Source organism: Methylobacterium ajmalii, from assembly GCF_016613415.1.
Lineage (GTDB): Bacteria > Pseudomonadota > Alphaproteobacteria > Rhizobiales > Beijerinckiaceae > Methylobacterium > Methylobacterium ajmalii.
This window is the reverse complement of record NZ_JACWCT010000089.1, coordinates 1-23,563: the sequence shown is the minus strand read 5'-3', so window position 1 is coordinate 23,563 and position 23,563 is coordinate 1. Positions and strand designations below refer to the sequence as shown.

General features: G+C 72.6%; 20 protein-coding genes. 6 read left to right on the top strand and 14 right to left on the bottom strand.

Annotated features, from left to right (window positions below; all coding sequences use genetic code 11):
* Positions 1–19 precede the first annotated feature (19 nt).
* The 6 genes from HPY23_RS16870 to HPY23_RS16845 all read right to left on the bottom strand — a co-directional run bounded on the left by HPY23_RS16870 (position 20) and on the right by HPY23_RS16845 (position 4,198).
* The gene (locus HPY23_RS16870; protein WP_091886525.1) at positions 20–802 is read right to left on the bottom strand and encodes a hypothetical protein; all 783 of its coding nucleotides are present in this window, start codon (positions 800–802) and stop codon (positions 20–22) included.
* Positions 802–1,443, bottom strand: coding sequence for an urease accessory protein UreG (ureG, locus tag HPY23_RS16865; RefSeq protein WP_091886528.1), 642 nt, complete (start codon positions 1,441–1,443; stop codon positions 802–804). Before ureG ends, HPY23_RS16870 begins: the two co-directional genes overlap by 1 nt.
* Before the next feature lie 97 nt (positions 1,444–1,540).
* A complete protein-coding gene (locus tag HPY23_RS16860; RefSeq protein ID WP_082742432.1) occupies positions 1,541–1,867 on the bottom strand; it encodes a helix-turn-helix domain-containing protein in 327 nt (108 codons plus the stop codon).
* On the bottom strand, positions 1,836–2,231 hold the full coding sequence (locus HPY23_RS16855) for a type II toxin-antitoxin system RelE/ParE family toxin (protein ID WP_091886531.1): 396 nt from the start codon (positions 2,229–2,231) through the stop codon (positions 1,836–1,838). The genes HPY23_RS16860 and HPY23_RS16855 overlap by 32 nt, the downstream gene beginning before the upstream one ends.
* A 126-nt stretch (positions 2,232–2,357) precedes the next feature.
* Positions 2,358–2,714 (bottom strand): tRNA-binding protein, encoded by a 357-nt coding sequence (locus tag HPY23_RS16850; protein ID WP_091886533.1) that lies wholly within the window; start codon positions 2,712–2,714, stop codon positions 2,358–2,360.
* A gap of 65 nt (positions 2,715–2,779) precedes the next feature.
* The gene (locus HPY23_RS16845) at positions 2,780–4,198 is read right to left on the bottom strand and encodes a M20 family metallopeptidase (RefSeq protein WP_091886536.1); all 1,419 of its coding nucleotides are present in this window, start codon (positions 4,196–4,198) and stop codon (positions 2,780–2,782) included.
* 254 nt (positions 4,199–4,452) lie between these two features.
* Here HPY23_RS16845 and HPY23_RS16840 point away from each other — a divergent pair, with 254 nt between their 5' ends.
* The 4 genes from HPY23_RS16840 to HPY23_RS16825 all read left to right on the top strand — a co-directional run bounded on the left by HPY23_RS16840 (position 4,453) and on the right by HPY23_RS16825 (position 10,149).
* Entirely contained in the window at positions 4,453–6,246 is a 1,794-nt protein-coding gene (locus tag HPY23_RS16840; protein ID WP_200601988.1) for a peptide ABC transporter substrate-binding protein, read from the top strand.
* 10 nt (positions 6,247–6,256) lie between these two features.
* The gene (locus HPY23_RS16835) at positions 6,257–7,216 is read left to right on the top strand and encodes an ABC transporter permease (RefSeq protein WP_060846339.1); all 960 of its coding nucleotides are present in this window, start codon (positions 6,257–6,259) and stop codon (positions 7,214–7,216) included.
* The gene (locus tag HPY23_RS16830) at positions 7,182–8,111 is read left to right on the top strand and encodes an ABC transporter permease (RefSeq protein WP_091886539.1); all 930 of its coding nucleotides are present in this window, start codon (positions 7,182–7,184) and stop codon (positions 8,109–8,111) included. Before HPY23_RS16835 ends, HPY23_RS16830 begins: the two co-directional genes overlap by 35 nt.
* Before the next feature lie 187 nt (positions 8,112–8,298).
* A complete protein-coding gene (locus tag HPY23_RS16825) occupies positions 8,299–10,149 on the top strand; it encodes an ABC transporter ATP-binding protein (RefSeq protein WP_091886542.1) in 1,851 nt (616 codons plus the stop codon).
* Positions 10,150–10,169: 20 nt separating this feature from the next.
* Here the strand turns inward: HPY23_RS16825 and HPY23_RS16820 are convergent, their stop codons facing one another.
* The 3 genes from HPY23_RS16820 to HPY23_RS16810 are packed head-to-tail and all read right to left on the bottom strand — an operon-like array spanning position 10,170 to position 14,383.
* A complete protein-coding gene (locus tag HPY23_RS16820; RefSeq protein WP_091886545.1) occupies positions 10,170–12,515 on the bottom strand; it encodes a TonB-dependent receptor family protein in 2,346 nt (781 codons plus the stop codon).
* Positions 12,516–12,572: 57 nt separating this feature from the next.
* Positions 12,573–13,973, bottom strand: coding sequence for a PepSY-associated TM helix domain-containing protein (locus HPY23_RS16815; RefSeq protein ID WP_091886548.1), 1,401 nt, complete (start codon positions 13,971–13,973; stop codon positions 12,573–12,575).
* A 47-nt stretch (positions 13,974–14,020) separates the two neighbouring features.
* Positions 14,021–14,383: a hypothetical protein gene (locus HPY23_RS16810; protein WP_091886550.1), complete on the bottom strand. Its 363-nt coding sequence runs from the start codon at positions 14,381–14,383 to the stop codon at positions 14,021–14,023.
* 394 nt (positions 14,384–14,777) lie between these two features.
* Between HPY23_RS16810 and HPY23_RS16805 the strand changes: the two genes are divergently transcribed.
* A complete protein-coding gene (locus tag HPY23_RS16805; protein ID WP_091886553.1) occupies positions 14,778–15,137 on the top strand; it encodes a hypothetical protein in 360 nt (119 codons plus the stop codon).
* Between the two features lie 786 nt (positions 15,138–15,923).
* Here HPY23_RS16805 and HPY23_RS16800 read toward each other — a convergent pair.
* Positions 15,924–16,871 (bottom strand): 2-hydroxyacid dehydrogenase, encoded by a 948-nt coding sequence (locus tag HPY23_RS16800; RefSeq protein WP_091886556.1) that lies wholly within the window; start codon positions 16,869–16,871, stop codon positions 15,924–15,926.
* A gap of 13 nt (positions 16,872–16,884) precedes the next feature.
* A complete protein-coding gene (locus HPY23_RS16795) occupies positions 16,885–18,096 on the bottom strand; it encodes a pyridoxal phosphate-dependent aminotransferase (protein ID WP_091886559.1) in 1,212 nt (403 codons plus the stop codon).
* A gap of 173 nt (positions 18,097–18,269) precedes the next feature.
* On the opposite strand from HPY23_RS16795, the gene HPY23_RS16790 reads away from it, so the two are divergent.
* Positions 18,270–19,070, top strand: a complete 801-nt coding sequence (locus tag HPY23_RS16790; RefSeq protein WP_244537576.1) for an alpha/beta hydrolase — start codon at positions 18,270–18,272, stop codon at positions 19,068–19,070.
* 148 nt (positions 19,071–19,218) lie between these two features.
* Here the strand turns inward: HPY23_RS16790 and HPY23_RS16785 are convergent, their stop codons facing one another.
* The 3 genes from HPY23_RS16785 to HPY23_RS16775 all read right to left on the bottom strand — a co-directional run.
* A complete protein-coding gene (locus HPY23_RS16785) occupies positions 19,219–20,673 on the bottom strand; it encodes a heme biosynthesis protein HemY (protein ID WP_091886561.1) in 1,455 nt (484 codons plus the stop codon).
* Positions 20,674–20,792: 119 nt separating this feature from the next.
* Positions 20,793–23,018, bottom strand: coding sequence for a COG4223 family protein (locus HPY23_RS16780; protein WP_091886564.1), 2,226 nt, complete (start codon positions 23,016–23,018; stop codon positions 20,793–20,795).
* A 122-nt stretch (positions 23,019–23,140) separates the two neighbouring features.
* Positions 23,141–23,563, bottom strand: a 423-nt coding sequence (locus HPY23_RS16775; RefSeq protein WP_200649648.1) for a uroporphyrinogen-III synthase, incomplete at its 5' end; no start/stop codon positions are given.

The following is a 23,563-nucleotide window of genomic DNA, read 5'->3' as shown; positions in this document are numbered from 1 at the left end:
GCCCCGGCATGACGGGATGTCATGCCGGTGGCCGCCAGTCCGGCCAGGCCGAGACGCGGTGCACCAGCCGCCGGTCGCGCGCCTCCTCGCCGAACGGTGCCAGGACCCAGTCCCAGCTCCGCGGCGCGGGGCCCGGATCGATCCCGTAGAGTAGGTCCAGGCGCGCGATCGCCCGGCCGTCCCGGTCCTCCTCGGTCTCGTCGCGGTCGGTGACGAGGCAGATGCGGGCGGAGAGATCGGCCAGCGCCGCGAGATGCGCCGCCACGATGCGCTGCCCGAAGGCGTCGGGATCGGTAAAGGCCCCGAGCCGGCCCGCCGCCTCGAGCCGCGCGACCGGCAGGATCGGCAGCTGCGACAGGAGATTGGCCGAGATCACGAGGTCGGCCTCCCGGCAGACCGGCGGCAGGACCGGCCCGAAGGTCTCGCCGCGCCCGAGCCGCAGGTCGGCGGTGCCGCTGAGGTCGAAGATCAGCCGCACGACGTTGGCGTGGCGCCGCGCCCGCCACCGGCCGCGCCAGGGATGCACCGCGTCGACCAGCACCACCTGCCGGAACGCGGCGGCGAGCGCATCGATCGGCACGTCGTCGAGGAGGCCCGCGCCCAGCACCACGGCGGTCTCGCGCCGCGGCAGATCCGCCATCGCGGCCCGCACCGCATCCTTCGCCGCCGCGAGGTGGGGCGCCCAGGCGGCGCGGCAGCGCCGGGAGCGCGAGGCGAGCCGCACGCTGTCGCCGGCATGGCCGAGGCGCCGCGCCGCGAGCGTCGCCGGCTGGACGAGCCAGTGCAGGAGGTCGAGGAGCACTAAAGCCCCCCGGCCTCCACCACGAAGCGGGCCACCGCCTCGACGCCGTCGCCGTGGCGCAGGGAGGCGAAGACGTAGGGCCGCTCGCCCCGCATCCGCTTGGTGTCCTCCTCCATCACCCCGAGATCGGCGCCCACGAGCGGCGCGAGGTCGGTCTTGTTGATCACGAGGAGGTCCGACCGCGTGATGCCGGGCCCGCCCTTGCGCGGGATTTTTTCGCCCCCGGCCACGTCGATGACGTAGATCGTCAAGTCGGCGAGTTCCGGTGAGAAGGTGGCGGCGAGGTTGTCGCCGCCGGATTCGAGCAGCACGAGATCGAGGGCGGGAAAGCGCCGACGCATCTCCGCCACCGCCGCGAGGTTGATCGAGGCGTCCTCGCGGATCGCGGTGTGCGGGCAGCCGCCGGTTTCGACGCCCATGATCCGCTCCTCCGGCAGGGCGCCGGCCACGGTGAGGAGGCGGGCATCCTCCTTGGTGTAGATGTCGTTGGTGATGGCGCAGAGGTCGTAGCGCTCGCGCAGGGCCTTGCAAAGGCCCTCCATCAGGGCGGTCTTGCCCGACCCGACCGGGCCGCCGATGCCGACCCGGAGAGGCCCGTGGCTGGAGCCCCGGCTGGATTGGGGGGCGTGGCTGGACGTCATGACGCTGTCGCTCTTCGAGAGGGGTCGGCCGGCGGGGCCGATGCCGGCTGATCGCAGGAAGTCTGCCAAGGTCAAGGTGCTGTTGCGGAAGGTGCCGTCACAGGATCGCGTCGATTCCCTTGTGGGCGGCGAGCGACAGCAGCTTGAGCGAGGCGCCGCCGGGCTTCGCGTCGCCGCGCTCCCACTTGCTGACGAGCGAGGTCGTGACGTTGAGCGCGCGAGCAAAGATCGCCTGGCTCATCTGGGCGCGCTCGCGAATCGCCCGGATCGCGTCGGGAGGCAGCGGCTCGACGGGTGTCAGGCAGGCCAGGTCGAACCGGCGCATGGTCGCCTTGTCGATGGCGCCGACCGCCAGAAGATCGGTGGCGCCCTCGTGGAGCGCGCCGAGGAGGTCACTGCGATAGGTCTTTATCGGCATGCTCATCCGGTACCACCTTCCAGCCCTGCTGCCGCGCGAGGCGGTCGAATGCCTCGTCTGTCAGGCCGGCCAGGATTGCCGCGAAATCGCGCAGCGCATCCAGTTCGCCGGTCGTGACATTCGCCCTCACGTTCTTCGGAAACATGTAGAGAAACACCGCTCGCTCGTTCCTCTTGTGGAAGAGGATGGTCCTGAAGCCGCCCGATCGACCTCGACCGGGTCGCGGAACGCGTTGCTTGATCAGGCAAAGCCCGAGATGGGCCTCGATCAATCCGCTTTCCGCACGCGCGACGGCGCTCGCCAGGACTGCGTCGTCGACACCCGCCTTGGCTGCGTCCTTCGAGAATCTCGGCAAGGCGAAGATCCGCACTCGACCCTCGTGGGGAACGGTCCGTGCCGGGCCGGCAGCGTCGCGAGGCTCACACGCCGCGCATTGCGCAGGTCCGAAACTATGGCAATGATTGCCATAGCCTCAAGTCGAAATCAGAGCTCGGCCTCAATACAGCCGCCCGCCGTTCGGCACCGCCCGCTCCGGCGTGATCAGCACCACGGCGCCGTCCCCGTCCGGCACGCCGAGGGTCAGGACCTCGGAGCGGACCGGGCCGACCTGGCGCGGCGGCAGGTTGACGACGCAGAGCACCTGCCGGCCGACGAGCGTCTCGGGGGTGTAGCGCACCGTCACCTGGGCGGAAGATTTCTTCAGGCCGAGCGCCGGGCCGAGATCGATCACGAGCCGGTAGGCTGGGCGGCGCGCCTGCGGGATCGGCGCCGCCTCGACGATGGTGCCGACCCGCACGTCGAGCTTCAGGAAGTCGTCGATGGCGATCGGGTCCGGCGGCTGGGTCTGGTCCATGGGATGCCCGGACTGTAGAAAAGGTTCGGTTCCCTAACCCAGCGGACGCGACACGGCGAGCCGCTTTACCCCACCGACATCGTCAGCGGCGGCTGCACCTCCGCCGGCAGCGGCGAGACGTAGCCTTCCGGCCCGGTCCGGGCCTTCAGGTCCGCCTTCGCGGCCTCGCGCAGGGACGCATCGGTGGCGAGCCGGGCGCCGAGGGCCGCCATGGCCTTGGCCACCTGCACCATCGCCTTGTGGGCGGCGGGCGTCTTGCCCTGCGCCACCACCTGCCAGGTGTGGAACGGGGTGCCGACCGCGACCGTCGGGGCGTGGGCCTGCACGGTGGGCACCACCCAGCTCACGTCGCCGACATCGGTCGAGCCGATCGCCGGGTTGCGGTTCGCGTCGAGCGGCACCAGGAAGTCGGCCAGCGGCGCGTCGGTGACGGGGAGCCCGATGGTGCGGTAGACGGCCGCGATGTCCTGCGGGGTCAGCGTGCCCTGGATCTCGCGGGCGAAGGCGCGGTCGGCCTCGTCGAAATAGGGGGCACCCAGATCCTCCATCACCCCGTGCAGGGCCTCCTCCAGCGTGGTGTTGCCGACGAGGTTCGAGACCGCGCTGACGATGCGCATCTCCATCGTGGTCTCGGTCATCAGCGCCGCGCCCTCGGCGATCTTGCGCACCCGGGCGACGAGGTCGCGCATGCCGGGAAGGTCGCGGGCGCGGATCGAGTAGCGCACCCGGGCATGGGCCTGGACGACGTTCGGGGCGATGCCGCCGGTGTCGAGATAGGCGTAATGCACCCGCGCGTCGCTCGGCATGTGCTCGCGCATGTAGTTCACGCCGACATTCATCAGCTCGACCGCATCCAGGGCCGAGCGGCCGAGATGCGGCGCGGCCGCCGCGTGCGAGGCGCGGCCGGTGAACACGAAATCGGCCCGGGTGTTGGCGAGCGAGAGCGGCGGCGTGACCTCCCAGAAGCTCGACGGGTGCCAGGTGACGGCGGCGTCCGCATCCGCGAACAGGCCTTCCCGCACCATGAACGCCTTGGCGGCCCCGCCTTCCTCCGCCGGGCAGCCGTAATAGCGCACGCGGCCCGGGAGCCCCTGCTCGGCGAGCCAGTCCTTGAGGGCGGTGGCGGCGAGCAGTGCCGCCGAACCGAGCAGGTTGTGCCCGCATCCGTGGCCGTGGCCGCCCTGCTCGACGGGGGTATGGGCGGCGACGCCCGCCGCCTGGCTCAGGCCCGGCAGCGCATCGTACTCGCCAAGGAACGCGATGACGGGACCGCCCTCCCCGGCCTCGCCGACGACCGCGGTCGGGATGCCGGCTGCTCCTTGCGTCACGCGAAAGCCCTGGTGGCGCAGCTCGGCGGCGTGCGCGGCGGCCGAGCGTTCCTCCGTGTAGCAGACCTCCGGCGTGCCCCAGACCTCGTCCGAGAGGGCGATCAGCCGGGCCTTGTGGGTGTCGACCTGGCGCCACACGGCGTTGCGGTTATCCATGGGGTTCACTCCCTCGCGGGCCCTGCGGCGGGCCGCCTTGCGGGCGAGCCTCATGCAGGCGCCGCGCCGGCTCAAGCGCGGCGGGAGCGGACGTGGCGCGCGAATTGCGAATGGCTGCCGCTTCGGAGCCCCGGTGGGTCTAACGGACCAACCGTCGAATGCCCTGGGGCAAAGGTTTTCAGTGGCTTGCGGACGGGGGCGGTGGGCGCGATGCTGCCTGTCAGTTTCTAGGCCAGCCAGAAGGGTGATCGTCCATGATCGAGCAGGACCTGCGCGCGCTGATCGGCGAGGTGAAGGACGGCAGCCTGTCGCGGCGCGGTTTCGTGGGCCGGATGCTGGCGCTCGGCCTCACCGCTCCGATGGCCGGGATGATGCTCGCCCAGAACGGCGTCGCCTTCGCGGCGAGCCCCTTGCGCGACGCCTACAAGCCGACGAAGGCCGGCGGCGGCGGGCCGCTGAAGCTGCTGTTCTGGCAGGCCGCCACCCTGATCAACCCGCATTTCGCGGTCGGCACCAAGGACCAGGAGGGCTCGCGCATCTTCTACGAGCCGCTGGCGGCCTGGGACGCCGACGGCAACCTCTTCCCGATCCTGGCCGCCGAGATCCCCTCGAAGGAGAATGGCGGCGTGGCGGCCGACGGCTACTCGGTCACCTGGAAACTGAAGCCGAACGTGAAGTGGCACGACGGCAAGCCCTTCACCGCCGACGACGTGGTGTTCACCGCCGAGTACGCCGCCAACCCGGCCACCGCCGCGGTGACCGGCGGCAGCTACATGAACGTCAAGGTCACGAAGGTCGATGACCTGACGGTGAAGCTCACCTTCAAGGAGCCGACCCCGTTCTGGGCCGATGCGTTCGTATCGAGCGCCGGGATGATCATCCCTAAGCACGTCTTCGCAGATTACAACGGCGACAAGTCCCGCGATGCGCCCGCCAACCTCGCGCCGGTCGGCACCGGTCCCTACAAGTTCAGCGAGTTCCGCCCCGGCGACATCCTGCGCGGCGTGCGCAACCCGGACTACCACGTCCCGAACCGGCCGTTCTTCGACTCGATCGAGATGAAGGGCGGCGGCGACGCGGTCTCGGCCGCCCGCGCCGTGCTCCAGACCGGCGAGTACGACTATGCCTGGAACATGCAGGTCGAGGACGAGATCCTCAAGCGGCTCGAGGCCGAGGGCAAGGGCCGGGTCAAGATGGATTACGGCGGCAACCTCGAGTTCCTGCTGCTCAACGCCACCGATCCGAACACCGAGGTCGACGGCGAGCGCGCCTCGCTCAAGACCAAGCACCCGGCCTTCTCGGATCCGGCGGTGCGCAAGGCGATGAACCTGCTCGTCAACCGGGCGGCGATCCAGCAATTCATCTACGGCCGCACCGGCCGGGCCACCGCCAACGTGTTCAACGGCCCGGCGCCCTTCGTGTCGAAGGGCACCTCCTTCGCCTTCGAGCCCGACAAGGCGGCGCAGATCCTCGAAGACGCCGGCTGGAAGAAAGGCGGCGACGGCATCCGCGCCAAGGACGGCAAGAAGCTCAAATTCGTCTTCCAGACCTCGATCAACGCGCCGCGCCAGAAGACCCAGGCGATCATCAAGCAGGCCGCCCAGAAGGCCGGTATCGACATGGAGCTGAAGTCGGTTCCAGGGTCGGTGTTCTTCTCCTCGGATGTCGCGAACCCGGACACCTATCCGCATTTCTATGCCGACATGGAGATGTATACCTGGAACATGACGCAGGCCGATCCGGCGGTGTTCGCGCTCCAATACGTTTCCTGGGAGGCCGCCACCAAGGCCAACAAGTGGCAGGGCCGCAACATCTGCCGGATGCAGAACCCGGACGTCGACGCCGCCTACAAGGCCGCGCAAAGCGAACTCGACCTCGTCAAGCGCGCCGCCCTGTTCGTCAAGATGAACGACCTGGTGGTGGCCGACTACGTCCTGCCGCTTCTCCACCGCGCCCAGGTCTCGGCGATCAACGGCAAGCTCGAGGCGCCGGCGAGCGGGTGGGACAACTCGCTGGCCTTCCTGGCCGAGTGGTACAAGCAGGCGTAACGAACCCCCGATGGGAGCCTATCTCCTCCGCCGCCTGCTGATCGCGATCCCGAGCCTGCTCGGGATCAGCCTCATCCTGTTCACCGTCCTGGCGCTCGCGCCCGGCGACCCGTTCGGGGAGCTGGCCACCAACCCCAACGTGCCGCCGGAGGTGCGCGAGGCCCTGCGGCTGAAATTCGGCCTCGATGACCCGATCCTGGTGCGCTACCTGCACTGGCTGACGGCGATGCTCCAGGGCGACTGGGGCTTCTCCTTCGCCAGCCGGGTCGACGTCGACGACCTGATCCTGCAACGCCTGCCCACCACCCTGTTCGTGGTCGGCTCGTCGCAGGTGCTTGCGCTGCTGATCGCCGTGCCGGTCGGCATCCTGGCGGCGATCCGGCCCTACTCGGTCTTCGACCAGGTGGCCAACACGCTCGCCTTCATCGGCTTCTCGCTGCCGACCTTCTTCACCGGTCTGCTGTTCATCCTGCTCTTCAGCCTGACGCTGGACTGGCTGCCCTTCGTCTACCAGGCCGACATCTCGGCCACCGGCTGGCGCTGGGCCTGGGAGCACGTCCGGCAGGCGATCATGCCGGTCTGCGTGCTGGGCTTCTTCCAGGCAGCCTCCTACACCCGCTACGTCCGCGCCTCGGTGCTCGACGTGGCCCGCCTCGACTACGTCACCACCGCCCGGGCCAAGGGCCTGTCGGACGGCACCGTCACGGTCCGGCACATCGCCCGCAACGCGCTGATCCCGGTCGTGACGCTCGTGGCGCTCCAGATCCCGGCGGTGTTCGGCGGCGCCATCGTCACCGAGCAGATCTTCCGGATCCCCGGGATCGGCTCGCTCCTCATCAACGCGATGCTCGCCAACGACACGCCGGTGGTGATGGCCGTCACCTTCGTGTTCGCCTGCCTCGTCGTCCTGTTCAACCTCGTCGCGGACCTCCTCTATGGCTGGCTCGACCCTCGCATCTCCTACCGCTGAGGCGGCCGCCCCGACGCCGCCGGCGGTCTCGGGGCGGGACACCTGGCGGCGCTTCCGCCGCCACCGCCTCGCGGTCGTCAGCGTCGGGGTGCTGGGCTTCCTGGTGCTGGCGGTCGTCCTCGGCGGCTGGGTCTGGCCGGTGGCGATCGACGAGATCGACTTCGCGGCGACACTCCAGGGCCCGTCCTGGGCCCATCCTCTCGGCACCGACGACCTCGGCCAGGATCTCCTGGCCCGCATGATCTATGGCGGGCGGATCTCGCTGGCGGTGGGGTTCGCCGCGATGATCGTCGCGACCGTCGTCGGCGTCGTGGTCGGCGCGCTCGCCGGCATGTCGCGCCGCTTCCTCGACCCGTTCCTGATGTGGCTGACCGACCTGTTCCTGTCGCTGCCGCAGCTGCCGCTGCTGCTCCTCATCATCTACCTCTTCCGGGACCAGCTGAAGCAGGCCTTCGGGGTCGAGGGCGGCGTCTTCGTGATGATTGTCGCGGTGATCGGCGGCCTGCGCTGGATGCCGGTGGCGCGCCTCGTGCGGGCGCAGTTCCTGAGCTTGCGCGAGAAGGAGTTCGTCGAGGCCGCGCGCTCTCAAGGAGCGACCGCCTGGCACCTCGTCACCCGCCATATCCTGCCGAACGCCATCGGCCCGGTGATCGTCGCGGCGACGATCGAGGTCTCGTCGGCGATCATCGCCGAATCCACCCTGTCGTTTCTCGGTCTCGGCTTCCCGCCCGACATCCCGACCTGGGGCCGGCTCCTCTACGACGCCAAGGACCACCTCGACGTGGCGCCGCACTGGGCGCTGTTTCCGGGCGCCGCGATCTTCCTGACCGTCCTGTCGATCAACTTCATCGGCGACGGCTTGCGCGACGCGCTCGATCCGCGGCGGGTGTTGTGAGAGCCGGCACCGCCCTCATTCCCACCCCGGACCTCATCCTGAGGCGTCCGTCGATCGACGATCGACTGACCTCGAAGGACGGCTCCAGATCCCTCGGAGACCGCTGGAGGTCTCCTTCGAGGCTCGCTCCGCTCGCACCTCAGGATGAGGTCGCGAACGGGAGCACGCATCCTCAGGGCAATCCACGATGACCACCCCGATCCTCTCGGTCCAGGACCTCACCGTCGCGTTCCGCTCCGAGCAGGCCTGGCGCCCGGTGGTGCACGGCGTCTCGTTCGACATCGGCCCCAAGGAGACCGTCGCCCTCGTGGGCGAATCGGGCTCCGGCAAGAGCGTCACGGCGATGTCGATCATGCGGCTCACGCCGCGCGACGCGACCCGCACCGGCGGCCGGGTGCTGCTCGAGGGCCGCGACCTCCTGCGCCTTCCCGACGCCGAGATGCGGCGCATCCGCGGCGACGACGTCGCGATGATCTTCCAGGAGCCGATGACGAGCCTGAACCCGGTGCTCACCGTCGGCTTCCAGATCGGCGAGGCGCTGCGGCTCCACCGCGGCATGTCGCATGGAGAGGCCGAGGCCGAGACCGTGCGGCTGTTCGACAAGGTGCGCATCCCGGCGGCCGCCTCGCGGGTGCACGATTACCCGCACCGCTTCTCCGGCGGCATGCGCCAGCGGGTGATGATCGCGATGGCGCTCGCCTGCCGGCCCAAGCTCCTCATCGCCGACGAGCCGACGACGGCGCTCGACGTGACGATCCAGGCCCAGATCCTCGACCTCATCAAGCTCCTCCAGGAGGAGGAAGGGATGTCGGTCCTGTTCATCACCCACGACATGGGGGTGGTGGCCGAGATCGCCGACCGCACCGTGGTGATGGTCGACGGCCGCGCCGTCGAGACGGGGGCCACCGAGCAGATCTTCCGCCGCCCGGCCCATCCCTACAGCCGGGCGCTCCTCGCCGCCGTGCCCCGCCTCGGGGCGATGCAGGGCACCACCCGCCCGGCCCGGTTCGAGATTGTCGACCGCGCCACCGGCGAGCCGGAGGCGGCTCCGCCGCTTCCCGACACCGTGCGCGAGGGCGAGCGCCCGGTGCTCGAGGTGAAGGGGCTCACCACCCGCTTCGACATCCGCGGCGGCCTGCTCTCGCGGGTGCGCGGCCGGGTCCACGCGGTCGAGGACGTCTCCTTCGCGGTGCGGGCGGGCGAGACCCTGGCCCTCGTCGGCGAATCGGGCTGCGGCAAGTCCACCACCGGCCGCTCGGTGCTGCGGCTGATCGAGCCGGTCGCCGGCTCGGTCCTCCTCGACGGCGAGAACGTGCTCGGCCTGTCTCCCGCCGCCCTGCGTGCCTGCCGCCGGCGGATGCAGATGATCTTCCAGGACCCCTTCGCCAGCCTCGATCCGCGGATGAGCGTGGGGGCGGCCATCGCCGAGCCGCTGCTGATCAACCGTCTCTGCTCGCGCGCGCAGGCGCGGAACCGCGCCGCCGACCTGCTGCGCCGGGTCGGCCTCAAGCCCGAGATGGCGAGCCGCTACCCGCACGAATTCTCCGGCGGCCAGCGCCAGCGCATCTGCATCGCCCGCACGCTGGCGCTGGAACCCCGGCTGATCGTGGCCGACGAGTCGGTCTCGGCCCTCGACGTCTCGGTGAAGGCGCAGGTGGTGAACCTGATGCTCGACCTGCAGGCTGCGCTGGGTCTGGCCTACCTGTTCATCTCGCACGACATGGCGGTGGTGGAGCGCGTCAGCCACCGGGTCGCCGTGATGTATCTCGGCGAGATCGTCGAGATCGGCCCCCGGGCGGCGATCTTTGGCGCACCCCAGCACCCCTATACGAAGAAGCTGATGGCCGCCGTGCCGGTGCCCGATCCGGGCCGGCGCCGCCAGCTCCACGCCGTGCGCAGCGACGAGATCAAGAGTCCGATCCGCCCGGTCGACTACGTGCCGCCCGAGCGGATCTACCGCGAGGTCTCGCCCGGCCACGTCGTGCAGGTCTGGGGCCCCGAATGGGAGGCCCCGGGCGCCATTGCGGCGGTGGCCTGACGCCCGGGTCGCACCGGGCGTCAGAACGCCAGCTTCATCCCGCCGACGACGCTGCGCGGCGCTCCGGCGAAGATCGAGCCGGTGGTGGTGGCGAGTACCCCCGCCCCGTTCTGCAGCCCGGTCGCCGCGCTGATCGAGTTCGCCAGCGGCTGGGCCGAGGCGATGTAGGTCGTGTCGAGGATGTTGCGCACCTCGACGTAGAGGCTGAGGCGCTTGGCGTAGGACCCGACGAGATCGGTGTCGTAGTGGACGTTGGCGTTGAGGAGCGCGTAGCCCGGCGCCTTCAGCTGGTTGGCGTTGTCGAGGAAGAAGCCGTCCTGGTAGACCGCCTCGACGAAGGCGCCGAGCCCTTTCAGCGGCCCCGTCGGCTGGTCGTAGCCGATCCGGGCGAGGAGCTGGTGGGCCGGTACCCCCGGGATCAGGCGCCCGGCCCGGTCGAACCGCGCCGTCAGGCTGCCGGCGCTCAGCTGCTCGACGTAGCGGGTATAGAACTGGTCGTTGAGGCCGTAGGCGGCGTTGGCCCGCCAGCCGGGCGAGAACGCCCACTCGGCCCCCGCCTCGATGCCGCGATGTTCGGAGGCCGGGGCGTTGAAGGTGTAGCTCAGGAGGCCCGCCCCCGGCGATTGGGTGACGAGCTCGTTGCGAAAGAACTCGTAGAAGCCGGTCAGGCTGAGGCGCAGCTCCGGCAGCGGCGACCAGTCGACCCCGAGGTCGAATCCGAGGTTGGTCTGGGTGCGCAGGTCGGTGTTGTTGCCCGGCACGCCGGCCGGGGTGACGAAGAGCTGGCTCGCCGCCGGGGTGGCGTAGCCGGTGGCGACCCGCCCGCGGAAAGCCAGGGTGTCGTCGGGCCGGTAGACCAGCGCCAGTTCCGGCGCGACGTTAAGGAAGCTGCGGTCGATGTCGGCCGCCATCCGGGTCGTGCCGGCGGCCGAGTAGGCGTAGGTCAGGGTGCGGCCCGTGAGCCAAGTGTTCTCGGCCGAGACGCCGAGCACGCCGGTCCACCGCTCCGACAGCGCGACCTCGGCCCGCGCGCGGCCGCCGAGATTCGACTGCGCCGCCTCCTGGTTGCTCGCGAGCGCGCCGAGGCGCGGCCCGAGATAGGGCGCCCGGTTGAACAGCGAGATGTGGTTGTCGATGGCGCTGTAGGAGAGTGCCGCGTAGCCCACCGTCGGCAGGCCGAACACTTCGCCGCGATGGGTGATGTCCGACAGGACGTTGTAGGACGGATAGCTGCCGCGCGAGGAGGTCGTGTAGAACGGCTGGTTGAAGTTGCGCTCGTCGAAGCCGACCTGCGTGCGCCAGGTCGTGTTTGCGTTGATGTCGTGCTCCCAGCGCGCCGCGATGATCGTGCGCCGGTCGTTGCGGCCGAAGGCCCCCTCGGAGGCCGTCACCGGCACGGTGGTGCCGAAGGCGCCGTTCTGCAGGAGGTTGACGGTGGTGCAGCCGGGCGCCGCCGTGGCGGCGCTGGCGCAGCCGCGCTGGTAGGGGTTGATCCGGTACTGCGCCAGGGACGAGCGGGCGGGAAGGTCGGCCTCGAGCGTGTTGTTGATCACCTTGAGGGTGAAGCGGTTGTCCGGGCTGGGCGTGTAGCTCGCCAGGAGGTTCACCGTCTGGGTGTCGGCGCTGGAGTGGTCCTGGTAGCCGTTGCTGCGGAAATCGCTGGCGAACAGGCTGACCTCGTAGGGCCCGCTCACGCCGCCGACCGTGAAGTAGCGGCCGAGCGTGCCGAAGCTTCCGGCATCGATCCCGACCTCGTAGCCGTCGATCTCGCGCCCGGTCCGGGTGCGGAAGGCGATCGCCCCGCCGGTGGCGTAGTTGCCGAACAGGGGCGATTGCGGCCCGCGGAAGACGTCGATGCGCGAATAGGCCCGCGGATCGGTGATGTCGAAGCGCGAGGCGCCGTCGGGCTGGGTGACGACGAAGCCGTCCTCCAGGACCACCATGTTCTTGATCACGCCGGTCGAGCGGGCGTTGTTGCCGCGGATCGACACCACCACGTCGCGGGGACCGTTGCCCTGGCGCACGGTGACGCCGGGGCTGTTGACGAGCACCTGCGCGACGCTGGTCGCCGGCCGGTTGGCGATCACGTCCTGCCGGCCGATGGCGGTCACGACCTCGCCGACCGGGCGCTCGATCACGCTCGGGGCGGAGCCCGGCGGCGCCGCGACCCCGAAGACCGGTCTCGCGACCTGACCTGGACCCGGACTTGGACTCGAACCTGGCACCGGCGCCGCACCCGCGACCGAGATCTCGTCGAGGGCGATGGTCTCCTGGGCGGCGGCATGGGAATGGGCGGTCGCCGGGACGGCGGCGAGCAGGAAGGCGAGCGCGCGGGGGCGCAGGCCGGCACCGGGACGGGACGGCATGGACGGGATCTCAACGAAACGGGTGCGGGAGCGCGGCGCGGTCGCGCCGGCGTCGGATCAGGCGGCGGCGGGGTGCCGGAGGGTGCGGCGCAGGCCGGCGATCGCGGCGTCGAGGACGATCATCGCCAGGATCGCCAGCCCGGTCAGGGGGAAGACGATCCCGAGCGCGACGACGATCCCGGTGACCCCGGCGACGACCCGTCGGTCCCCGGGCCAGGGCGGCACGCCGAGGCGCCCGGCGGGGCGGCGCTTCCACCACATCACCGCGGCGCTCACCGCGAGCAGGAGCGTGGCGAGGCAGAAGGCCAGTATCAGGAGCTGGTTGACCCGCCCCGCGAACTCGCCCTTGTGCAGCCCGATCCCGTACTGGATGCCCCGCCCGACGAGGCCGATATCGCGAAACCGCACGTCGACCAGCGGCTTGCCGCTATACTGGTCGAGGGTGATCATCCGCTGGCGCGTGACGTCGCGCGGATAGGCGGCAGCCGCGTAGACCCCGGTCGGGCCCTCCGGCAGGGCGAGCTCGTAGCCTGCCGGCATCCCGAGCCCGGTCACGATCTCGATCGCCCGGTCGATGCCGATCGGGACACCGTCCTGTGCAGGGGAGCGCGGCAGCGGCGCGTCCTCCAGCGCCCAGCCCGTCGTGTCGAGGACCTCGCCCATTGGCACCGCCGAGACCGGCACCCCGGCCCAGAGCGCATCGGGCTGGCCGAGCCCGGCCCGGTTCGAGATCGCCCGGACCTGGTCGCCCCACAGGATCGACCACGGCAGGCCGGTCGCGGCGAGGAAGAGCAGGCCCGCCCCGGCGACGAAGCCCGTGACCGCGTGCAGGTCGCGCCACCACACCCGCCGCCGCGGCGTGCCGCGTACGCCGACGACCCCGCCGCCCTGCCCGCGCGGCCACCACAGGTAGATCCCGCTCAGGACCAGGATCACCGTGAAGCCGGCCACGACCTCGATCAGCGCGTTCGCCACCGGACCGAAATACGCGAGGCTGTGCAGCCGGCGCACCACCATCATCGCCTCGGCGTCGCGCCCCACCCGGTCGAGCACCGCGCCGTCATAGGGGTCGAGGTAGACGAGCGTCCTGCCCTGCGGCCCGGCCATCGTGACGACCGCCGCCCGGTCGGGGGCGTCGGGGCTCGCATAGGTCTTGGGCGCGGCATCCGGCACCGCCTCGGCGGCGATGAAGACCAGCCGCTCGGGCGAGAGCGGCGGCGTCGCCCGCACCGCCACCACCGTCCGGTAGGAGAACAGCGTGCGGTTGATCTCGTCCTTGAACAGGTAGACCGAGCCGGTGATCGACAGGAGGATCAGGAACGGCAGGCAGAGGAGGCCGGCGTAGAAGTGCCAGCGCCAGACCGCGCGATGGAGCGCGTCGCGCAAGGGCGCGCTCGGACGAGGCACGCCGCGCGGGGGCGCGCGCCCCGTGACCGGGGCGGCGGAGGAAACGGACATGGGGCGGGAATCCGGACAGGCTGCGATCGATGGCGACAACGGATCGATCAGGCCTGCGGCGGTCCCCTCGGGCTGGCGGCGCGGTCGGGCGGGGCCCGGACCGGGTTCTCGTCGGCGGCGGGCGGGACGCGGACGGGCGGAGGCAGGCCGTCCCAGGCGAACCCGAACGCCAGCAGGACCGGGACCGCGAGGGCGACGTGGTGGGCCGCGACGCAGCAGGCCAGGGCGCAATGCGCCGCCGTCTGCGGGCTGCCGTCGCCTGCCTCGTGCTGGCAGATCACGGCCCCCGGGGCGGCCACGGCCGGGGTCGGGGCGAGTGCGCCGAGCAGGACGTGCAGGCACAGCGCGTAGAGCGCGACCACCGCGATGGTCGCGCGGACGATCGGCCGTTGCGGCGAAAACCTGCGCATGATCGTCGGTTAGGCCCTGCAGCCCCGGGGCGTCAATGGCGAAGGTCGGGCCGGGCGTGGATTTCGGGATGCGGGGGCGTGCCGGTCGGGGCCGGCGTCGGCGTACGCATTCCGGCGCGGCAGGATTTCCGGAGTCTCGGGCGCCGTGTCCTCCCGATCCGGCGCCTTCACCGTCACGGGATCGCGGTTTCCGAGCGCCGCCGAGGCGCCGTTCATCAGTCGTTGGGGCGCGATTGGTCCGCTCGTGATCGATCCATTTCTACCGATCCGGGCCTCTTCCCCTGCGGCTCTTGGCTATGACAACTCTTGAGATTAATCCACGATTAACCATGATCTGTGACACTCCCGGGCATCACCGCGGGGCGACCCGGCTTGGGACGACGGGACGGACGTCATGGGGATCGATTTCTTCGCCAGCGAACGCGCCGCGCGGCGGGGCGACTTCGAGAACGGCGCGACGCCGGAGCTCCATCCGCACCTCGCGATCCTCGTGCGTTCGGTCGTCGAGCGAACCGCGCGGGACGGCCTGTCGCCCGTCGATGCCGGCGCCCCGCCCCGGGACTGGGACCGGCTGATCGCCCATGTGCGGGCTGCGGCCGACGAGGCCGAAGCGACCGAGGCGGAGATCCGGCGACGCCAAGCCCAGGCCCGGAGCCTGCTGCGCAGCGCCCACAGAAGGCTCGATGAGGCGCAACTCTACATCGTGGCGGCGAGGACCGGGCACAGGCTGCCCAGAGCCGCGCCGCCGCCCTGATCGCGGCCGCCGAGGAGCGGGCGCACCAGGCCGAGGACGCGGCTCGCAGCGCCCTGGCTTGGCTGCAGCGCACGGACCGCCCCGAGACCGCCGTTTCCGCCTCCCCGCCGGTCCTCCGGGCCCGTCGCCCCGGCTGAGCCGACGAGGCGTTGGCCTGCCACGCATCGCGCGGCACGGCGGGGCGTGCGGTTCACGAGGATCGCCGACGCGCGAACCCTCGTCCTCTGCGGGGAGGAATGGAGCCCGCGTCGGCAGGGGCCGGGCCGAAGTCCCGCAAGAGGGGGCGGCGCGACGCGCTTTCAGCGGCCACCCTTCGGAACGATTCGGTCTTCTTACGAAGCGGCGTCCCCTCTCCTGTCCCAGCACGAGTGATTCGCACTCGCCGCGGGGCCGCATCTCCCCTCGACGCAGGGCTGTCCGGGGAAAAGAATGGCGCGGGTTTCCCCCTCCCCCCTCTGCGGGGGAGGGTGGCCCCCGAACGGGGGCCGGGAGAGGGGACGCCGCTTTCGGAGATATCGTGCCCGCGGTGACGGGCGCTCCCTGGATCGCCGTCGCGCTGCCCCTCTCCCGGCCCCTGCTGACGCAGGAGCCACCCTCCCCCGCAAAGGGGGAGGGACTAACCTGCGCCACTTTTCCCCGGACAGCCCTGCCGCAGAGGGGAGAGGGTTGATGCAAGGGGGTCGTCGCGGCCGCGGCCATGCAGCGTCCCGTGTCGCGTGTTGTGGGCAAGCCGACTTCTCGTCCGCCCGAACCATCGTCTCGTCGCAGATCTTGCTCGCAGCCCGCTCAGTACCCCCGCGCCACGTCGACCGCCGCCGGGATCCGTCCGGTCGCCCGATAGGCCCGCACGTTGCCGGCGACGACCGCCGCGGCGCTGCCCGGGGTGGTCGGCCCCGAGATGTGCGGCAGGACGGTCACGCCCGGATGGCGCCACAGCGCCGAATCCGGCGGCAGCGGCTCGACCGGGAAGACGTCCAGCACCGCGTGCGACACCCGGCCCGCATCGAGGGCGGCGATCAGCGCCTCGGTCTCGACGATCGCCCCGCGGCCGAAATTGATCAGTCCCGCCCCGGGCTTCATCGCGGCGAAGCGACCGGCATCGAGGAGGCCGCGCGTCTCCCCGGTGAGCGGCAGCAGGCAGACGACGATGTCGCTCGCCGCGAGCAGGCCGGCCAGTCCGTCCGGCCCGGAGAATCCCGTCACGCCCACCGGGACGGGCTTGGGCGCGCGGCTCCAGGCCGCGACCCGGAACCCCGCCTGGACCAGCCGTTCCGCCGCCGCGCTCCCGAGCGCCCCGAGGCCGAGGAGCCCGACCCCGACCTCGCCCGGCGGCCGGTAGGGCAGCTGGCGCCAGGTCGCGGCCTCCTGCTGGCGCCGGTAGGCCGGCATGTCGCGCTGGAGGTAGTAGGTCCAGGCCAGCACCGCCTCCGCCATGGTGCGGGCGAGCTCGGGGTCGACCAGGCGCACGATCGGCGCGCTCCCAGTCCCGAGGTCGCGCACCAGGCGCTCGACCCCCGCCCACAGGCTGTGGATCCAGGCGAGGTTCGGCAGCAGCGCCACCTCGGCGGGGTCGGGATTGGCCACGACGGCGATCCGCACCGCCGCGCGCTCGGCCGGCGTCAGGGTACGGAACGGCCGGAAGGTTTCCTCGGGAAGAGCGGTCGCGAGGGCGGCGAGGAACTCGGCCTCCTCGTCGGGATCGAGGTTGCCCAGGAAGGCGATCGGCTCGGACATCGGGGCTCCTCCGTCAGCGGCCGAGGACGGCGGAGAGCCGCGCCACCGCCTCCCGGGCGAGGCCGGGGCTGATGGCGAAGCAGAGGCGGATGAAGCCCTCGCCCTCCGGGCCGAAGGCGGTGCCGGGCGCCACGCCGACCTTGGCCTCGGCCAGGAGCCGGAAGGCGATGGCGAGGCTGGTCTCGTCCGGCCGCGGGGTGCCGGGGCCCGCGACCCGGGCCATCAGGTAGAAGGCGCCCTCCGGCACCGACACGGTGACGCCGGGCAGCCGCGACAGCCCCTCGACCAGGATCTCGCGGCTCTCGGCGCAGCGGCCGACCATCTGTCGGATGAAGCCGTCGCCCTCCTCGAGCGCCGTGACGGCGGCATGCTGGATGAAGGTCGGGATCGAGGTGGTGTTGTACTGGCCGAGCTTGGCGAAGGTGGGGGCGAGGCCGCGCGGGGCGATCAGCCAGCCGGCGCGCCAGCCGGTCATCGCCCAGTTCTTGGAGAAGGTGTTGGTGACGATCAGCCGGTCGTCCTCGGTGCAGATCTGCAGGAAGGACGGCGCGATGGCGTTGCCGTAGGCGAAGTGGGCGTAGACCTCGTCGGCGACGATCCACAGCCCCCGCGCCCGGGCGAGGTCGCGAAGGGCCTTCATCTCGTCGAGCGGCATGATCCAGCCGGTCGGGTTCGAGGGCGAGTTGACCACGATGGCGCGGGTGCGCGGGGTGAGGGCGGCCTCGATGTCGGCGAGCGGCAGGGCGAAGCGCCCGTCTGCCTGCACCCGGTACGGCACCGTCACCGGCACGCCGCCGGTGATGCGCACGGCCTCGGCCAGGTTCGGCCAGGCCGGCGAGGGAATGACGATCTCGTCGCCGGGCTCCAGCAGCGCCTGGGCCGCCTGCATGATGGCGTTCATGCCGCCGGCCGTCACGGCGAAGCGCTCCGCCGGCACGTCCACGCCCCAGTGCCGGGCGTGGTAGGCGCTCAGCGCCTCGCGCAGGCGCGGCAGGCCGAGCGAGGTGGCGTAGCGGGTGTGCCCGGCCAGCATCGCCCTGTGGGCGGCCTCGACGATGAAGGGCGGCGTCGGCAAATCCCCCTCGCCGATCCACAGCTTGACCACCTCGGGGTCGTCCCGGCCCCGGTCGGCGACGAGGCCGATCTGGCTCGTGCCGATGCCCTGCATCCGCGGCGACAGGGTGCCGGCGAGGTCCGGCGGCGTGGCGGTCTCCGCGTGGGTCATCGGCGGCTCGTGCCCTCGTTGGTTCAAGCGTGTCGGTGACCCTTCCATAGCACCGGCGACGCGGCGCGGGAGCCGCGTCCCGCGCATACATCGCGGTGGACCCGGGCCGTTCTGCCGCTACAACGTGCCAAGAACGAACAACCGCAAGAACGGACAACCGGAGGAAGCAGCGCGTGACGGTCAATCGCAGAACGGCCCTGGCGGGCGTCTCCCTGGCGGCGGCGGCCCTCGCGCCGGGCGCGGCCCGTGCCCAAGGCGCGGCGCCGAAGACCTACGTCCTCGTCCACGGCGCCTATGGCGGCGGCTGGATCTGGCGCGACGTGGCGGTGGGCCTTCGCGGCCGCGGGCACCGGGTCTACACGCCGACGCAAACCGGGCTCGGCGAGCGCAGCCACCTGCTCTCGCGCCAGATCACGGTCGACACCCATATCGACGACGTGGCGAGCGTCTTCGCCTTCGAGGACCTGCGCGACGTCGTGCTGGTCGGGCATTCCTACGGCGGCATGGCGGTGACCGGCGTCGCCGACCGCCTGACCGACCGCATCCGCCACGTCGTCTACCTCGATGCGCTGATCCCGGAGAACGGCGACACGGCCTTCACGATCCTGCCCGCCGGCATGGCCGATACGCGCCGCAAGGTGGCGCAGGAGCAAGGGGCGGGCGTGGCCCTGCCGGTGCCCGGCCCGGAGGCCTTTCCGATTCCGGCGGGACCGGCCAAGGACTGGTTCATGCAGCGGCTGCGGCCGCACCCGATCGGCACCTACGAGAGCCCGGTGCGCCTCGCGAAACCCGCCGGCGCCGGCCTGCCGGTGACCTACGTCGCCTACACCGGCCCGGCGCTCGCCGCGATCGAGCCGAGCCGGCAGCGGGCCAAGGCGAAATCCGGCTGGACCTACCGCGAACTGGCGGTGCCGCACGACGTCGAGGTGCCGAACCCCGAGACGGTCGTCGAGCTGCTGGCGGGGATCGGCTAGGGCCGCCTTCCCCTCTCGCCGAAGGCTCCCACGGGGGCGGGATGGAGGCGTCGCCCGGTCCGTCGACCGGGCGTTCCTCTTCGTCACGATGTGGCGCATCCGGGCGCGCTCGCCCGGATGCGAACGGGCGGGAATCCCGCGGGCGCGCTCAGCGCCCCGGACCGACCACTTCCGGCATCGTCACCGGCACCGGCACCACCGCCGGGCCCGAGGCGCCGGAGGCCAGGGTGTTGATCGTGCCGGTCTTCGGCGCCGTGGCGGTCGCGTTGGCCGCGGCGGGCGCGGCTTCGTGGGCGTGGCCCGCGGACGAGCGGCCGAGCAGGTCGGGCGGGGTCTGCCACACGAAGGCGTCGAGGCGGCCGCTCACCGGGGAGACCGGGGCCCAGCGGTCGGAGACCAGGCCGTCGGCGCACCAGGCCGGATCGCGCGCGGCACGGACCGCGCGGGCCTGCCACTCGCGGGCCTTGCCGGAGGCCGCGCCGTGCTCGGCCTCCTCGATCTCGGCCATCGTCTCGTAGGCGCGCGCGGTCGGCTGGTCGGCGAGCAGCGGGCTGAGCACGTCGCGGGCCCGGGCGAATTCGCGGGCGTCGAGCGCCGCGCGGGCGATGGCGAAGCGCGATTCCGGATGCCAGGACGAGATCCGGGCCAGCGTCTCGGCGCGGGCGAGGCGGTCGCGGCTCGAATCACCGGTGCGCAGGTCGAGATAGACCCGGGCGAGCTCCGGGTGCGGGGCCGCGCGCCAGGCCGCCTCGACCACCCGGGCGCCGTGCTTGAGGTCGCCGCGGCGGGCGAACAGCCGCCCGGCGAGGACTGCGGCCGGCACCAGGTCGGGGGCGAGCTTCACCGCCTCGCGGGCCTGGGCGAGCGCGCGCTCGGGGTCGCCGGCCTCGAGGTCGAGGGCGCTGGCGGTGAGCAGCACGGCGCGCTGGCGGCGCATCGCCGCCTTGTCCGAGAGGCCGAGCGCGGCGCGGCGCGACACGGTGTCGAGGGCGCCGGACCAGTCGCGGTCGGCGCACTGGCTCTCCATCACGGCCTCGTTGGCCCAGGTGACGCTCGGGGCGAGGCGCGACGCCTCGATGGCGTAGGCGCGGGCCGTGGCCTCGTCGTCCTGGCGCCGGGCCTCGACGAACAGGCCGCGCAGGCCGAGCACCCGGGTCTCGGGATCGTCGACCATGCGCTGGAAGGCGCGCTCGGCCCCGGCGCGGTCGCCCGAGATCTGGGCGGCCTGGGCGGTCAGCAGCAGGGCGAGCGGCTCGTTGCCGAGCAGGCGCTCAGCCTCGCCGGCGTGGCGGCGCGCCGCCACCGGATCGCCGGAACCCACCGCCACCATGCCGCGCGAGAGCGCGTTGTAGCCGCGGGCCTGGCGCCGGCGCCGGCTCGACAGGGTCAGCCGCTCGGGCAGGTTCAGGATGCCGCGGGCGAAGGCCCAGATGAAGCCGAGCACCACGGCGAGCACCATGACGCCGACGAGGGCCGCCGCGAGGCTGGTCGCCAGCTCGTAGCCGCCCCAGGTCACGGTGACCACGCCGGGCCGGTCGGCGAGCCAGACCGCCCCGTAGGCGGCGACGGCGAGAAGTGCCACGAAGGCGAGTGCGCGCCACATCGGTCCATCAACTCCAGAAAGCCGCGCTGCCGCACCGGGCGCGCGAGGGGGCGTCGATCGAGCCCCGGGAGGTTGCTTCCCGCGGCCGCCCGGGCAGGCGGCCGCACTGCGTCAGGTGGTCAGCGGGTCGCCGGACCCTGGATCGCCGCGAAGGCGGCGGCGAGCCGAGCCCGCGCGGCCTCGCCGGCCGCGGCCCGGGCCTTCAGGCGCTGGCCGACATCGCCGGCTTCCTGGCGGGTCTGCTCCGGCAGGGCGTCGAAGGCCTTGGCGGCCTCCGACACCGCGCCGCGGGCCAGCGCGTCCTGGACCTTGGCCACCCCGGCCTCGGTCGGGTCGGCGGGGGTGCCCGCCGTCGGGGCCGCGCCCTCGCTGCCGACCTTGCGCACCGAGACGATCGACTCGGCCATGCTGGTCAGGCGGTCGGTGATGCTGCCGCGCTCCGCCACCGCCTTCTGCCGGGCGGCGAGCGCCGCGGCGTTCAGCTTGGCGGCGACGGGCTGGAAGCTCTGGGCGAGCGAGGCCGCGGTCGGAGCGCCGCTCTGGGCGAAGGGCTCGAGCGGCGCGAGAGCCCCGGCCTGGCCGGGATCGAGCTGCTTGAGGGTGGCGAGCGCGTCGGCATAGGGCGCCCCGGAGGCGAGCGCGCTGGCGATGCGGTCGGCGGCGACGACCCGGAGCGCCGCCTGGACGGTGCCGGCCTCGGCCCGGCCCTCGACCGACTTCGCCAGCTCGGAAAGGCGCTGGTCGACGGTCTTGGTGCGGGCGTCGAGCGCCTGCTGCAGCCCCTCGGCCCGCTGGTCGGCGGCCTTGGCCCGGGTGTCGAGGGCCTGGCGCAGCTCGTCGATGCGCTGGCCCAGCGCCTTGTCGGCCTGCTCCTCGGCTGCCGTGCGGGTGCCGAGATCGGCCTGGAGCGCCTTCAGGCCCTTGTCGAGCCCGTCGAGGCGCCCGCGCAGGTCGGCGCCGTCGTTCCGGCCCTGGAGCGCCGTCACCGCCTGGGCGAGGCCGTCGACGCGCTGGCGCAGGCCGGCATCGCCGCCGCTGCGGCCCTGGAGGTCGGCAAGTTGCTTCTCGATGCCCTGGAGGCGGGCCGGATCGATGCCGGCAGCCTGCGAGGCCGGAGCCTGGGCCGTGGGAGCCTGGACCGCGGGCGCCGCCTGTCCGGCGGGAGCGGCCTCGGCCTTGCGCAGGGCCTCGTCGGCGCGCTGGGTCGCGGCCTTGGCGGCGGCGTCGGCCGCGCGCACCGCGTCGGGCAGCGGCCGCAGCGTCTGCTCGACGGAGCCGATGCGCCGGTCGAGAGCCTGGACGCTGTCGCGCGGCGCGAGATCGGCGAGGCGCTGCTCGAGCGGCACCGCTTCCTGCGCCTGCGGGGCGGCGGGCTTCGGCAGGTTGATGCCGTAGGCCGGGCCGTAGGTGGTAACGCCGTATAGGAGGCCCGCGCCGACCACGCCGCCGAGCAGCGAGGCCGCGAGCAGCGAGCCGAAGCCCGCACCCGACCGGACCTGCGGGGCGACGACCGGGGTCGTCGCCGTGGCCTTGGGCGTATCCTTCGGGGCGTCCTTCGGCGGCACGGTCGTACCGGCGGCGGAACCTGCCTGCGGCCCGGTCTTCGGCACCGTGGAGAGGCGTGCACCGGTGGCGCCGGTCGCTCCCGCGGGGTTCGGGCCGGAGCCGACCGCGGCCGCGCCGGTCGTCGCGCCGGTGCCGGCAGCCGGGGATTTCACGTCGGTCGCCCCGGGCTTGAGGCCGGGAGTCCCGGTCGGCCCGGTGCCGGGCTTCGCGTCGCCGACCTTGAGCGGCCCGCTGCCGGGGCCGGTGACGACCGGGGTCGCGGCGCCGGGCTTCGCGGGTCCGCCGGTCGGCGACGAGGCCGTGGATCCGGTCGATCCCGTCGAGCCGGTGGCGCCGGTCGAGCCGGTGGCGCTGCTCGGGACGGGCTTGGCCTCGACCGTCCTGGCGGCCTCGCCCGGCCTCACGGCGGCGGCCGATCCCGTGGCCCCGGTCGGGCCGGAGGATCCGGTCGAACCCGTCGGGCCCGTTCCTCCGCCGAACGGCTTCGCCGTCGGGCCGGACGTGCCGGCGGCCGCGGCCTGACCGGTCGCGCCCGGCTTCATCTCGGCGGGCTTCACCTCGGCGGCCTTCGTCGGCTCGCCGGGGCGTCCGGAGGCGGCGGCAGGCGTAGCCGGCTTGCCCGGCTCCGATTTGACCGGATCAGGCTTGCCCGGCTCGGCCTTCGGCGCGTCGGCGACGCGGGTGGCCTTCAGGTCGATGATCGGCCCATCCGCCGGGTTGCCGCCGCGCCCGCCGGGACGGTTGCGGGAATCCTTCTGGTCCTTGTCGGATGGGTTCACGGCGAAAGATCCTCACCTGTGGGTCGGGCCGGGAGCCCGCCGCGAAGGCGGGCCCACCGGCTCGGCTGGAGCGCGTCCGCGGGGCAGGATCCCGCCCGGGCCGCGCGCTGGTTCATCGTCCCTTAGCATCGCTCCCGGCCCGGGCGAAGGGCCGGCGACGCCTCTGCGTCGCAGTCCGGGTGGACGGCGGCGAGCCCGGCCATCAGGGCGTCCTCGTCGGGCCGTGCCGCGACGACATGGGACAGGATGCCGGCCGCGACCAGGGGCACGGCCACGTCCGCCGACAGGCAATGGTGCAAGAGGCGCCGAAACTCCCCCTCGCGCCCCGCCGCCCGGGCGAGGCCCAGCGCCGTCGCGGCACTGCGCCGCGAGTAGTGCAGGGCCGCGTCGAGGCCGCCCTCGGCGAGCGCCGCCGTCACCGCCTCGGGCAGGGCCGGCAGGGGCGTCGCCGCGTAGGCGACCCAGACGGCCAGGCGGAACCCGCGCCGCCCCAGCGTCGCGGCCGGCTCGTCCTTGCGTTCGCGCCCGGCGGCGTGGAGGAGGCG